Origin of the sequence: Streptomyces sp. NPDC020875, from assembly GCF_040641415.1 — a bacterium.
Taxonomy (GTDB): Bacteria; Actinomycetota; Actinomycetes; order Streptomycetales; family Streptomycetaceae; genus Streptomyces.
Genome location: NZ_JBFADP010000073.1, coordinates 1 through 13,936, shown reverse-complemented (window position 1 = coordinate 13,936; position 13,936 = coordinate 1). Strand labels below are relative to the sequence as shown.

Annotated in this window: 9 protein-coding genes; 4 read left to right on the top strand and 5 right to left on the bottom strand. The window is 73.7% G+C overall.

Annotated features, from left to right (window positions below):
- Window positions 1-4: 4 nt before the first annotated feature.
- From AB0G74_RS30715 to AB0G74_RS30695, 5 genes are all read right to left on the bottom strand, one after another.
- Window positions 5-2,920: a BTAD domain-containing putative transcriptional regulator gene (locus AB0G74_RS30715; protein ID WP_361152878.1), complete on the bottom strand. Its 2,916-nt coding sequence runs from the start codon at window positions 2,918-2,920 to the stop codon at window positions 5-7.
- A gap of 566 nt (window positions 2,921-3,486) precedes the next feature.
- The gene (locus AB0G74_RS30710) at window positions 3,487-4,719 is read right to left on the bottom strand and encodes a C45 family peptidase (protein WP_361152876.1); all 1,233 of its coding nucleotides are present in this window, start codon (window positions 4,717-4,719) and stop codon (window positions 3,487-3,489) included.
- A 186-nt stretch (window positions 4,720-4,905) separates the two neighbouring features.
- Window positions 4,906-6,189 (bottom strand): abortive phage infection protein, encoded by a 1,284-nt coding sequence (locus tag AB0G74_RS30705; protein ID WP_361152874.1) that lies wholly within the window; start codon window positions 6,187-6,189, stop codon window positions 4,906-4,908.
- Between the two features lie 206 nt (window positions 6,190-6,395).
- Window positions 6,396-7,016: a class I SAM-dependent methyltransferase gene (locus AB0G74_RS30700; RefSeq protein WP_361152872.1), complete on the bottom strand. Its 621-nt coding sequence runs from the start codon at window positions 7,014-7,016 to the stop codon at window positions 6,396-6,398.
- Window positions 7,017-7,097: 81 nt separating this feature from the next.
- Complete coding sequence (locus AB0G74_RS30695; protein WP_361152870.1) at window positions 7,098-7,433, bottom strand: MazG-like family protein; 336 nt, start codon at window positions 7,431-7,433, stop codon at window positions 7,098-7,100.
- Window positions 7,434-7,803: 370 nt separating this feature from the next.
- Between AB0G74_RS30695 and AB0G74_RS30690 the strand changes: the two genes are divergently transcribed.
- The 4 genes from AB0G74_RS30690 to AB0G74_RS30675 all read left to right on the top strand — a co-directional run bounded on the left by AB0G74_RS30690 (window position 7,804) and on the right by AB0G74_RS30675 (window position 13,917).
- Window positions 7,804-9,336, top strand: a complete 1,533-nt coding sequence (locus AB0G74_RS30690) for an alkaline phosphatase D family protein (RefSeq protein ID WP_361152925.1) — start codon at window positions 7,804-7,806, stop codon at window positions 9,334-9,336.
- Window positions 9,337-9,504: 168 nt separating this feature from the next.
- The gene (locus AB0G74_RS30685; protein WP_361152867.1) at window positions 9,505-10,986 is read left to right on the top strand and encodes a Bcr/CflA family multidrug efflux MFS transporter; all 1,482 of its coding nucleotides are present in this window, start codon (window positions 9,505-9,507) and stop codon (window positions 10,984-10,986) included.
- Window positions 10,987-11,193: 207 nt separating this feature from the next.
- Complete coding sequence (locus AB0G74_RS30680; RefSeq protein ID WP_361152864.1) at window positions 11,194-12,750, top strand: glycosyl hydrolase family 18 protein; 1,557 nt, start codon at window positions 11,194-11,196, stop codon at window positions 12,748-12,750.
- A gap of 159 nt (window positions 12,751-12,909) precedes the next feature.
- The gene (locus AB0G74_RS30675; protein ID WP_361152862.1) at window positions 12,910-13,917 is read left to right on the top strand and encodes a small ribosomal subunit Rsm22 family protein; all 1,008 of its coding nucleotides are present in this window, start codon (window positions 12,910-12,912) and stop codon (window positions 13,915-13,917) included.
- The last annotated feature ends 19 nt before the right edge of the window (window positions 13,918-13,936 follow it).

Here is a 13,936-nt window from a genome sequence, read left to right as displayed (position 1 = left end):
GTGCTCAGGGCGCGACGGTCGCGCCCAGGGGCTTCAGCAGCGCCCGGGCCTCTTCCGCGGCCGGGGCGTCCAGGGCTTCCAGCAGTGAATTCGCCTCCAGCCAGCAGGCGCGGGCGCGGTCCTGCTGGCCGAGGGCGGCCAGGGCCCGGCCCAGGGTGATCATCACCAGGCCGTGGGTCCGGTCGCCGCCGACACAGCCGATGGAGAGGGCGTGTTCGCAGTGCCGGGCGGCCCGGGCGGTGTTGCCGACGGCCAGCTCGGCGCGGGCGATCCGGAAGTGGGTCGTGCCCTGCCGGAGGAGTTGGCGTTCGGCCTCGAAGACCGCCATGGCCCGGGAGAACTGTTCCAGGGCGTCGGTATGGCGGCCGGCCTGGGTGAGGGCCAGGCCCAGGGCGTAGCGGGCGTTGGCGAGGGGGAGGGTGTGCCCGGTCCGCTCGTAGACGCCGATGCCCTGCCGGGCGAGGTCGACGGCCTCGGGCACCCGGCCCTGGACGAGCCGGAGCCGGGAGAGACTGCAGAGCGCACCGGCCACCGCCGCATCGCTCTCGATGGTACGGGCGCTCTCGGCGGCCCGGCGCAGATGTTCCTCCGCCGCCTCGTACCGGGCTTCGTTGAAGGCGATGATGCCGCGGTCGTTCTCGGCCCGGTAGCCGAGGACGGGATCGCCGACGGAGGCCGCGAGTTCGGCGGCGATCCGGGCCTCGTCGTCGGCGTCCTCGTACCATCCGGCGACCAGATGGACATGGGTGATGGCGACACGTGCCCTGGCCTCGGCCCCGGCGTCGCCGCGGGAGCGCGCCGCGTCCCGGACGGCCAGCGCCGCCGTCTCGTACTCCCGGGAGTACGTACCGGACTCGGCCAGGTTCCGGGTGACCCACAGCAGGTCGGCGGCGAGCCGGAGCCGTCTGCCGCCGGTGGCCTGCCGGGCCCCGGCCAGCAGGCGGGGTGCCTCGGTGTGCAGCCAGTCGACGGCCTCCCGCCGGGTACCGAAGGTGAGGCCCGGATGCCCGGTCGGCCCGAAATCACGGGGCAGCAGGCTCCCGGGACGCAAGCCGTCGCAGACCTGGGTCGCGGTGGCGAGATAGAAGTCGAGCAGCCGGGCGAGGGCGGCCTCGCCCTCCTCGGGCCGCTCGTCCCGTTCGGCGCAGGCGCGGGCGTAGAGCCGGACCAGGTCGTGGAAGCGGTAGCGGCCGGGCGCGGACGACTCCAGCAACGAGGTGTCGACCAGCGCTTCGAGGAGGTCCTCGGTCTCGTGCTCGGGGCGGCCGAGCAGGGCCGCCGCGGCGGCGAGGGAGATATCGGGGCCGTCGGCGAGGCCGAGGATCCGGAAGGCGTGTGCCTGGGCGGGCTCCAACTGGCCGTAGCCGACTTCGAAGGTGGCTTTCACGGCCAGGTCGCCCGCCTGGAGTTCATCGAGGCGGCGGCGTTCGTCGGCCAGCTTCGCGGCCAGTACCGAGACCGTCCAGGTGCGTCGCGCGGCCAGCCGGGAGGCGGCGATCCGGATCGCCAGCGGCAGGAAACCGCAGGCCGCGACCACATCCAGGGCAGCCTCCCGGTTCTCGGAGACCCGTTCCAGGCCGACGATCCGGGTGAAGAGCTGAAGCGCCTCCTCCGGCGACATCACATCGAGGTCCACCAGATGCGCCCCCGGGAGATCGACCATCCGCGCCCGGCTGGTGACCAGTACGGCGCAACCCGCCGTACCCGGCAGCAGGGGGCGGATCTGGGCCGCGTCCCTGACGTTGTCCAGCAGCACCAGGACCCGGCGGTCGGCCAGTGCTGAGCGGTAGAGCGCCGTACGGTCCTCCAGAGCGCCGGGGATCGCGGCCTCCGGCACGCCCAGGACGGGCAGAAACGAACCCAGGACGTCCGACGGGGTCAGCGGACGGCTGCCGGTGCCCTGGAGATCGGCGTAGAGCTGGCCGTCCGGGAAGTAACGCCGGGCCTCGTGCGCGACATGGACGGCGAGGGTCGTCTTGCCGACCCCCCCGATCCCGGCGAAGGACGAGACCGCCATCACCGCTCCGTCGGCCGTCCCCAACTGCTCGCCCAGCTCGCGGACGAAGGACGCCCGGCCGGTGAAGTCCGGTACCGTCGCCGGGAGTTGAGCGGGACGGGGGAAGGAGCCGGGGGCGGCCGCCGGGGCGCGCTCGATACCGACGTCATGAAGCGTGTCGTCGGCCCGCAGAATGCGTTCCTGGAGGCGGGAGAGTTCGGGGTTGGGGTCGACGCCGAGTTCGTCGGCGAGCAGGCGGCGGGTGTCGGCGTAGACGGCGAGGGCCTCGGCCTGGCGACCGCTGCGGTAGAGCGCCAGCATCAGCAGCTCCCGCATCCGCTCCCGCAGCGGATGGGCGGCGGTCAGGGCGGTCAGCTCGGACACCGCCTCCGCGTGCGCCCCGACCTCCAGATCGAGATCGAGCCGGGTCTCCAGGAGCTGGAGCCGCCACTCTTCGAGGCGTACGCGCTGATTCTCCGCGTACGGCCCGGGGACGTTGGCCAGCGGCTCCCCGTCCCACAGCCCCAGCGACTTGTCGAGCAGCGTCGAGGCTCGGACCGGATCGCCCTCGACGTGCGCCCGGTGGGAGTCGTCGATCAGGTCCTGGGCCACGAACAGATCGAGGGCGTCGCGCTTCAGCCGCAGGGCGTATCCGCCGGACTCGGAGACCAGGGCCGTCGTCGAGAGCACCTTGCGCAGCCGGGACGCGTACGTCCTGGTCACCGCGAGCGCCCGGGTCGGCGGCTCGTCCCCCCAGATGGCGTCGATCAGCTCGCTGGCCGTCGCGGTGCGGCCGTCGCGCAGCAGCAGGGCGGCGAGCAGGGCCCGTTGCTGCGGGGAACCCATCTGCAACGGCTCTCCGCCGCGCCAGGCGCGTACCGGCCCGAGCACGCTGAAACGCAGCTCCTCGGTCTCGTCGGTCACTCCACCCCCGCCCCCGGAGAGCCCTCACCGCGAACCGGGCCCCGAGCCCGGCCGTCGTATATCGATCGTATATCCGCGCACGCCAAGATGGATGAGGTGTTGCGTTCGGACTGCCCAGTCCTGTGCCACCGCGCGGACGAGGTACTCGGGATGGCTTCCCGGGATGCCTCGTCGCGCCATTTTCCGGCAACTCTATTACTCCGGTGGCTTTTTGGGCTACCGTCGAGATGGTGCCGCAACACGCCGGGAGTACACCAGGCCCCCTAGCCAGGGGCTGACGACGGTCCTCCTGGTCGGCGCGGCCCGAGAACAGCGGACTGGGCACCCACGCGAGGAGAGACCACTGTCGTGCAACATACCCACCCATCCACGGAATTGCTGGCAGGAGTGCCGTTCGCGGCGGCCTGACGGCAGTCCGTGCCGGCCGCCCGGGGCCTTCCGCGGCTGCGGCCGATGCTTCCGGACCCGAACGTGACACCGATCTGAACACCCGGGCGCCCGGGGCGGTCATCCCGCCCCGGGCGCCCGGCTGTTCCGGCGCCGGTTCCGGCCGGTGAACCCGGCTCTCAGCCGCGTCCCCTGAAGAAGTCCCGGTACGAGTACGTCACCCGGCGCGTCGTACACGGCCGCCCCAGGGCCAGATGCAGGGTCCGGCGCTCCGGTTCGACGATCGCGCTCGCGACGGTGGAACTGCGGTCCAGTTCGTGCGGGGCGTCGGGGTCCGGGTGGCAGCAGATCGCGTCGGGGAGTCCTTCGTGGTCGCGCAGTACCTCCTGCCAGGCCGCGACCGAGGGGTACGGCATCCGTTCGGCGAGGGCCGTGGCGCGCCGGTACCGGTCGTGGGTGTCGGAGAAGACGGCCGGACCGTAGTCATGCGCGGGGACCGGTTCGGTGAAGTGGTTGGTGTGGACGAGGAAGGTGCCGGGGGCGACCGGGTGGCGGGTGACACCGTCCGGGCCGCCGGGCCGGGCCTCGACATCGATCGCGACGCCCCCCTCCCCGCCCGTGTTCCCGGCCCCGGACCCGTCGTCTCCCGCGGCGGCGAGCAGATAGTTCGCCGACGACGAGCGACGGGCCGTACGGATGGTCTCCTCGGCCGCCGCGAGCGAATCGGACTCCAGCAGCGCCCGGAGCAGCAGGTGGTACGGCACCCCCGGGCCGCCCCGGTCCTCCGAGGTGACCAGGGCGTTCGTCAGGACCGTCAGACCGGCGGAGTTCATTCCGAACTTGGCCAGCAGCCCGGCCTCCACCACCGAGACCCAGCGGGGTCCGTTGGTCGGCTCGGCCTGGAGGATCACCACCGTGTCATGGGCGAAGGGCAGCCAGTCCCAGTTCTGGCCGACGATCGGCTCCGGGCCGCGCAGATCCGCGAAGGCCGTGCACTCGGGCGGCGCGGGCGGACCGGGCGGCCCGTTCGGGGGCCGCGTGCCGTCGGAACTCGCCGCTCGCGCCCGGGCCGAGAACAGTATCTCGGTCCGCAGATTGAGGGCGAGGACATCCGGGAGGCCCGCCCCGGCACCCTCCGCGATGCCCGACATCTCCTCCAGACAGTCGGCGTCGAACGCCTCGATCACCGGGACGAACGTCTCGGCGAGCGCCGTCGCCGCGTCCCAGCGCAGGCCCGCGAAGTGCGCGTACATCCGCTCATAGCTCGCCAGCGACAGCTGGATCCGCTCCCGGGCCGCCGCCCCGTACTGGCGGCCCCGGCCCCGGGGGCTCCCGGTGGTACGGACGATCACGGGCTCCCCGGGGGCGGCTCCCGGTCCGGGGTCGGGGTCGGCTGGGTCCGGGGTCCTCACGTGCTCTGCCCTCCATCGGCGGCGGTCGGCTGCCGCCCCGATCCGAGGACGGCCTACTCAGCCGTACCCGGGCGACGGGGCCGAGTACGCCTGAAGACCGGCCGGAACGCCCCCGGTGGCCGATACTCCGCCATGATCTGGATCACTCGGGGGCGCGTACGGCGCGCCCGCGCGGGAGTGGTGCGGTCAGCGGATGACCAGCGCCCCCTCGCCGCCGCGCCCGGGCCCCGCCCCGTACCGCCCGTTCCCGCCGTACGCTCCCCGGTTTCCGCCGGGCCCCGGCTGCTTTCCGTACACCCCGTACCGCGCCGCCAGCGCCCGGAACGCCTCCTTCGGCTCCCAGTGCCAGTCCGACGCCGGATCCGCCGGATCGTTCCGGAACGGTTTGACGATCGCGTAACTCGCCAGATCGAGGTCGTGGCGCGGCGAGTCGGGCCGGTGCGGGGCGTCCGCCGTCAGGAACTCGAAGGCCATCGCCGCGTAGAGCCCCAGCCCCTCGAAGACGTCGAGCAGTCCGGTCAGATACCGGGCCTGGGTCCGCTCGCTCCGTACCGGGTCGCCGATGATCTCCGGCGGGTTCTTGCCGTAGTCGACCAGGTCCCAGCCCATTCCGCCGGCCGCCGGGGCGCCCTCGTACGTACACGTACCGAATTCGGTGATCGCCAGCGGCTTCCCCCACCGGAGGTACCGCCTCAGCTCCCGGGCGTACTGCTCGGGGCGCGGGAAGTACGAGTAGTAGTCGATACCCACGATGTCGAAGAGCCGCCAGTCGACCTCGTCGGACTGGGCCGCCGCATAGCTCAGCCGCCCCCGGAACACCCGGCGGCCGACCTTCGCCGCCCGGGCCGTGAAGTCGTCGAGCTTCCGCTGCGTGTCGACCGGGTCGTACGTGCCGTTGCGCAGGGTCTCGATCCGGTCCAGGACCGTCGCCCCCGGGACGATGCCCGGCACCAGCAGCCAGAACTCGCAGCCGACACTGAGCTGGACGTCCGCGCCCTGGCGGCGCAGCGCCTCCGCGTGCCGCCCCGACTCCGCCAGATGCTCCAGGGTCTCCCGCTGCGGCCGGTCGCTCAGGGTCGGCTCGACCCAGATGTGGAGGCCGTGTTCCGCCGCCTCGGTGGAGGTCGCGGCGATCCGGTCGACGCCGTCGCCCGTCACCTTCACCGAGTTGGCGTGGAGATCGCGGGCGACGGCCCGGATGTCGTGGCGCATCCGCCGCGCGCTCCACGCCGTACCGGGCGACTCGCCGTCCAGCAGCGTGTAGCAGACACTGCGGTAACGGACCCCGCGCCGCCCGGTGGCCCCGGCGGGCCCGGTGGGTGCCGGGCGTCCGGGCGGTATCCGTCCGAGCGGCGTCGCGGCGGCCCCGGCCGTACCGCCGATTCCGAGGGCGACGGCGCCCAAGCCGCCCATTCCCGCCAGGAATCCGGCCCTGCTGAGGCCGCCGTTCGTATCGCTGTCCCCGCGCATCACCGCTGTCCTCCCATGGAACCCGAGATCCGACGGCGTTCAGTCTGCTCGGGGCGGCGCCTCCCGTCGGTCCGCCGATGGTCGCCGTCCGCCCGACGGAGGGATGAAACCGGGCCCGTGTCCGGGGACCGAAGTCGGACCGGGTACGCGCACCCGTTTCCGGCACCGATTCCGTTTCCGGCTCCGGCTCCGGCTCCGGTTCCGGGTCAGCCGGGTTTCCGCCAGACCAGGGCGTACCGCCAGTACAGCAGCCGCCGGTACGAGCAGCCGGGCAGCACCGACCGGGCCGTCCGCCGGACGTCGGCATAGCTGGTGACCGGGTCCGTGACCGGGACCGCCGGGGCGTTCGAACCCCGGCTCCTGACCCGGTTGGCGACCGCGGCGGGTAAGACGGTGGCCAGGCCGAAGGCCCAGTCGCGCGGGCTGCCGCCCTCCCGCGCGCAGCCGACGACGACCAGCCGTCCACCGGGCGCCAGCAGCTCCGCCGCCCTGGTCAGACCGTCGGCGAGATCCACATGGTGCAGTACGGCGACCGCGGTGACCAGGTCGTACGTACCGTCGGTGAGGCCGGAGCCCGCCCGGTCGAGGAAGTCGGCCTCGACGAAGGAGGTTCCCGGGCCGCCGCGTTCCCGGGCCCGCCGGACCATCTCGCCGGACCGGTCGACGCCCGTCACCTCCGGGACCCGCCCGGCCAGCCGCCGGACGAGCGACCCCTCCCCGCAGCCGATGTCCAGCGCCTTCGCCGCCCCGGCCGGGATCCGGTCGAGTACCAGCGGGTGGTAGTGGGTGTTGTGGTTCCAGTAATCCGTCATCGGGTAGTCCGTCATCGGGCCACGGTAGTCACGGCACGTCCGCCGACGCCCCGGTTTCAGCCCCGGTCCCGACCCCGGGTCCGATCCGTCGAGTGGTCAGTCCAGGTCCGGCATCCGGCGCGCGACGGACTCGACATGCGCGGTGAAGACCCGTTCGGCGTCCGGGGTGAGCGTCCGCAGCGCGACCATCGCGGTGAGGACGACATCGCACAACTCGGCCTCCACATCACGCCAGGTGTGGGAGAAGCCCTTCCGCGGATTCTGCCCGGTGGCGCCGATGACGGCCTGTGCCGTCTCCCCGACCTCCTCGGCCAGTTTCAGTACGCGCAGCAGCAACTCCTGCTCCGCCGGGCGGTCGTTGGCCTCGTCGAGCCAGGCGTGCAGCCGGTCGATGGTGGGCCAGACGGAGGTGTCGTACGTACGGTCGTCCATGGCGGGCAGCCTCCCACGCCGCCGGTGCCGTACGTTCGGCTTCGCCGCGCCCGCCTCACGCCGCCTCGCACCGGGGGGAACCGCGGCTCGACACGACCCGAATCCCGGCGGACCCGGCCGGACCGCGTGATCACATCGGGCCGTGATGCCACCGACCGTGAACCCGACGGTGAACCCGGCCGCGTACCGGACCGGGTACCCCGCCGAACTCCGGGTCGCCGCCCGTCGGCTCCTCCGCCGCGTACCACCCGCGCCCGTGTCCGAACCCGTACCCGCGTCCTCGCCGTCGCCCGGACCCGGCTCCGGCTCCGGCCACCGGTCCGGCGAGCCCGCCCGCCGCCGGTTCCTCACCACCACCGGCGCCGCCGCGCTGCTCGCCTTCGCGACCGGACTGCCCGGCAGCGCCCACGCGGCGGGCCGCGACCCGGCCCGGATCCGGAGCGACCCGTTCACCCTCGGTGTCGCGTCCGGCGACCCGCTGCCCGGCTCCGTACTGCTGTGGACCCGGCTGGCACCCCGGCCGTACGAACCCGGCGGCGGTCTCGACCCCGGCCGCTACCCGGTCCGCTGGGAGCTGGCCCACGATCCCCGCTTCACCCGGATCGTCCGGCGCGGCACGGTCACCGCGCACCCCGAACTCGACCACAGCGTCCGGGTCGAGATCACCGGACTCGATCCCGCCCGGGTCTACCACTACCGGTTCCGCGCCGGTCCCTGGCTCGGTCCGGCGGGCCGCACCAGGACCGCGCCCGCGCCCGGCGCCCGGGTCCGCGAGCTGCGGCTGGCCGCCGTCTCCTGCCAGGCGTACCACGACGGCTACTTCACCGCCCACGGCCGGCTCGCCACCGAGGACCTGCACGCCGTCATCCACCTCGGGGACTATCTGTACGAGTACCCCGTCCCGGCGACGGGCGGCGCCCGCGGCTACCCCGAGGGCACCCTGCCGCCCTGGTTCGACCGGGAGACCGTGACGCTGGAGGAGTACCGGCTGCGGTACGGCCTCTACCGCTCGGATCCCGATCTCCGGGCCGCCCACGCGGCCCACCCCTGGGTACTCACCTGGGACGACCACGAGACCGACGACAACTACGCGGCCGGGCTGCCGGGGGACGACCGGGCGCCCGAGGACTTCCTGCTGCGCCGGGCGGCGGCGTACCGGGCGTACTGGGAGAACCAGCCGCTGCGGCCCGCCCAGCGGCCCCGGGGCGCCGAGCTGCGGCTCTACCGGCGGCTGCGGTTCGGCCGGCTCGCGCAGATCGACGTACTCGACACCCGGCAGTACCGCTCGGACCAGGTCCCCGGCGGCGGCTGGCAGCAGCCGGGCGCGGCCCTGCACGCCCCCGGCCGGACCATGCTCGGCACGGCGCAGGAACGGTGGCTCGCCGACGGCTGGCGCCGGTCGGAGGCCCGCTGGAACCTGCTGGCCCAGCAGGTCGTCCTCGCCCGGCGGCGGGACGCACCCGGGCCCGGACACCGGCTGAGCACCGACGCCTGGGACGGCTATCCGGCCGCCCGCGACCGGCTGCTGGCGGGCGCCGGGGCCGCCGGGATCCGCGATCTGGTGGTCCTCTCCGCCGATGTCCACGTCGGCTACGGCTTCGATCTCGTCCGGGAGTGGGACGAACCCCGGTCGCCGGTGGTCGGCGCCGAGATCGTCACCACCTCCGTCAGCAGCGGCCGGGACGGTACGGCCAGGCCCGCGAACTGGGCGGACCTCACCCTGGCCAACCCCCGGCTCCGCTTCTACGACGGACGGCGCGGCTATACGGCCCTGACCGTGCGGGAGGACTCCGTACGGGCCGACTTCCGGGTCCTGTCGGCGGTGACCGTACCGGGCGCGCCGGTGACCACGGCGGGCTCGTTCGTCACGGTCGCGGGCGATCCCGGGCTGCGGCCCGGCTGACCGGGGCGGGGGCGCCGTTCCGCCGACGGCGCATGCGAAGGGGTTCCGCCGGACCGGCCCCGGGCTGAGACCATGGGCGGACGTAACAAGCTGTATAGGGCATTGACGCGTCGGCGGACGACGAACGGCGAACGACGCACGACGGACGGGAACGGAAGGGGAGGGGCGATGGCCGAGCGGCCGAACGGTCCGGTGGGGGACCACATACCCGGGGGGCGCGCGGCGGCCCCCGAAGAGTTCACGACGATCCCGGCGGCACCGGCGGTGATCCCGCCGCGTACGGCACCGGTGACCCCGGCCGCCGCGACGGCCTCGGCCGCTCCGGTGGCACCGACCGCTCCGGTGGCACCCCCGGAGGCGGTGGCTCCCGCTCCCGCTCCGGAACCGGTTTCGGTGTTGGACGGGGCGAAGACCGGGGCCGCGCCCGGCGGCAAGGCCGCCGCCCGCCGGGCCGGACTGCTCGTCACCCTCGTCCTGGGCGGGATGGCCGCACTGCCCCCGCTCTCCATGGACATGTATCTGCCCGCCCTCCCGGCGGTCACCGACTCCCTCTCCGCCCCCGCCGCCACCATCCAGCTCACCCTCACCACCTGTATCGCCGGTCTCGCCCTCGGACAGCTGATCGTCGGCCCGCTCAGCGACCGCTGGGGCCGCCGGACCCCGCTGCTCATCGGCATGGTGGTGTACGTCCTCGCCACCGCCCTCTGCGCCTTCGCCCCCGACGCCGGGACACTGATCGCCCTGCGGCTGCTCCAGGGCCTCGCGGGCGCCGCCGGTATCGTCATCGCCCGCGCCGTCGTGCGCGATCTGTACGAGGGCGTGGCGATGGCCCGCTTCTTCTCCACCCTGATGCTGATCTCCGGGGTGGCGCCGGTCGTCGCCCCCCTCATCGGCGGCCAGGTGCTCCGGTTCACCGACTGGCGCGGCATCTTCCTCGTCCTCACCGGCGTCGGTGCGCTGCTCACCCTGGTGATCCTCAAGTGGCTGCCGGAGACCCTGCCGCCGGAGCGCCGTCGCGGCGGCGGGATCGGGGAGTCGCTGCGGACGATGCGCGGACTGCTCGGCGACCGGGTCTTCACGGGGTACGTCCTCACCGGCGGCTTCTCCTTCGCGGCGCTGTTCGCGTACATCGCCGCGTCCCCGTTCGTGATCCAGGAGATCTACGGCGCGTCCCCGCAGGCGTACAGCCTCCTCTTCGGCCTCAACTCCATCGGACTGATCGCGGTCGGCCAGCTCAACGGCCGGGTCCTGATCGGCCGGGTCAGCCTCGACAAGGCGCTCGCCTGCGGACTGACGCTGATCGTGGTGGCGTCGGCGGCACTGGTCGTGATGACCACCGGGGTGTTCGGCGAACCGGGTCTGGTGGGGGTGGCGGCGGGCCTGTTCGTCCTGATGTCGGCCCAGGGCCTCGCCATGCCGAACACCAACGCGCTGGCCCTCAACCGCACCCCGCACGCGGCGGGCTCGGCCTCGGCCCTGATCGGCACGGCGGGCTTTCTGATGGGCGCGCTGGCCTCCCCGCTGGTGGGCCTGGCGGGCGAGGAGACAGCGGTCCCGATGGCCGTGGTCCAGCTGACCTGCGGTCTCGGCGCGGTGGCGAGCTTCCTGCTGCTCTGCCGCCCGCGCGCCGGTTCGGCCGGAGGCATATAGAGAGGGCATACAGAGGGGTGGCACGGGGGGCGCGTACGGCCCCGGGCGGTCCGCCGCCGGGATGAGAACCGGCGCTCATCTCGGTACAGAGTTCTCATCCGCCTTGCCGCGGGTCGGCGTTCCTTCCTACCGTCGCATGATGCGGTGGACTCCGAGACGTCCACACTGTGCGGCGCGTTGATGCGACACCAGCATCGGGGAGCGCTGTTGAGCACACCGATCACATATCTCACCCGAAGGGCGTGGCAGAGCGCCGTCGCCCTGCTCGCCGTCGTCGCCCTGTGGGCGGGCGGGGCCGTGGCCGGGGCGCCCGCGCGGGCCGCCCAGGAGGCGGCCGGTGACCTCATACCGCCCGCGCGCAATGTGCGCGTCGTGGACGTCGCCGACCGGGCCGTGACCGTGGCCTGGGATCCGCCGCAGCCCGATACGGGCCTCGGGGGCTACCAGGTGCTGCGCGACGGGAACCGGGTCGGGCGGACGGGACCCGATGTACGGACCTTCACCGACCGGGGGCTGAACGTCGCCACCGAATACCGCTACTCCGTCGTCACCGAGGACGTCAACGGACAGGCCCACTACGAGAGCCTGCCGGTTCACGCCCGTACCACCGGCACCGTCCCGCCACCGCCCGCCGACCCCGTCAAGATGGGCGTCTTCCACGAGAAGGGCGGGCACCTGCGCGGATTCCATGTGAAGGACCTGGTCACCAGCGGGACGGCGGCGAAGCTCAGCCATCTGACCTACGCCTACGGGGCGGTACACGGCGGACAGTGCGCCGTCGGCGACACATACGAGTCGCTGGAACGCGCCCACCAGGCGGGGGAGAGCGTCGACGGGCGCGCCGACACCTGGGACCAGCCGCTGCGGGGGCATCTGAACCAGCTGCGGAAGCTGAAGGAGCGGCAGCCGGGGCTGAAGGTCCTGTGGTCCTTCGGCGGACCCGAGTACACCGGCGGCGCCACCAGCGGATTCGCGCAGGCGCTCCAGGACTCGGCCGGCTTCGCCGCCTCCTGCGTACGGCTGCTGGACGATCCGCGGTGGGCCGGACTGTTCGACGGGATCGACCTCTCCTGGCGCTTCCCCGACGCGTGCTATCACGGCTGCGACAGTCCGGGCCCGGCGAGCCTCGGCAACCTGACCAGGGCCTTCCGGACGGCCCTCGGGGCGGACCGGCCGCTGACCGTGACGATCGAGGGCCGGGGCGCGTCGGGACGGGCCTTCCCCACGATCGACTTCCAGGGCGCCGAGCCGTACGCCACCTGGTTCAATCTGGCCGGATTCGACTACTACACCTCCACCGAACCCGACCGCAAGAACCGGACCGCCCCGCACGCGGTGCTCCGGGACGAGAGCTGGGACGGGTCGTTCGGCAACAACGCCCACAGCAGGCTGCGCCAGCTCACCGCCCGGCCGGTGCACCCCAACAAGCTGGTCCTCGGGGTGCCGACGCATGCCTGGGGCTGGGAGGGCGTACGCGATCCCGGTCCGCCGACCTACGCCAACGGTCCGGCGCCGGGGATGTACGAGAACGGGCGGGAGGACTACCGGCTGATCAAGACCCGCTGCCCGAACCCCGTCGCGTTCTCCGGGACCGCGTACGCGCACTGCGGCAACCAGTGGTGGACGTACGACACCCCGGCGTCCGTCGCCACCAAGGCTGCGTACGTGAAGAGCTACGGGCACGGCGGGATGTACCTCTCCGACCTGCGGGGGGACACCGCCGACGGGGAGCTGGCGAGCGCGCTCGCCCGAGGGCTGGGGTAGCCCGGAGCCGGGGCCGGGGGCTCGTCGGGGACGGTGGCGCCACATCGGACCCGGCGAACCCTGCCCCCGGCCCTCGGCCACCGACCATGGGCTCCGGCCGCCGCGGACCCCGTCCCTCCGGCGGACGGCGCTCTGTCCCGACCGGCCTAGAATCACCCGGTGAGTGAGACCCGCCCCGCCCCCGATCCCGTCGCCACCGCCGACGCCCTCCGCCGAGGGCTCGCCGGGCTGGTGGAGGGGCTGCCGCCGAACCGGGCCGCGCAGGCCGTCGAGCGGCTGATCGCCAGCTACCGGGGCGAGACCCCCACCGACGCGCCGATCCTGCGGGACCGGGCCGATGTCGTCGCGTACGCCGCCTACCGGATGCCCGCCACCTTCGAGGCGGTCCGGGCCGCGCTCGACGCCCTCCGCGCCGCCGCCCCCGGCTGGACGCCCGCCACCCATACCGACATCGGCGGCGGCACCGGCGCGGCGAGCTGGGCCGTCGCGGGGGAGTGGCGGACCGTGACGACCGTCCTCGACTGGGCCGAACCGGCCCTCGCCCTCGGCCGCGAGCTGGCCCGGGCCGCCGGGGAGGCGGGCCCGTACGCGGCCCGCTGGGAGCGCGCCCGGATCAGCGGCGCGCTCCGCCTCGACCCGGCCGACCTGGTCACCGTCTCGTACGTACTCAAGGAGCTGACCGAGGCGGACCGTACCGCCGTCGTCACCGAGGCCGCCCGCGCCGGGTCGGCGGTGGTCGTGGTGGAGCCCGGCACCCCCGACGGCTACCGGCGGATCATCGCCGCCCGGGAAGTGCTGCTCGCGGCCGGGATGACCATCGCCGCGCCCTGCCCCCACGGCGGCCCGTGCCCGATCGAGCCCGGCTCCGACTGGTGCCACTTCTCCGCCCGGGTCGCCCGCTCGTCGCTGCACCGGCAGGTGAAGGGGGGATCCCTGGGGCACGAGGACGAGAAGTTCAGCTATGTGGTCGCCACCCGGTTCCCCGTCCGGCCCGCGTCCGCGCGGATCACCCGGCGGCCCCAGATCCGCAAGGGACTCGTACTGCTCGACCTCTGTACGGAGCACGACGGACTCGACCGGGTCAATGTGACCAAGCGCCAGGGGCCGCTCTACAAGGACGCCCGCGACGCGGCCTGGGGCGACGAATGGCCGCCGCCGGAGGACTGAACCCCGTCCGGCCCGGCAT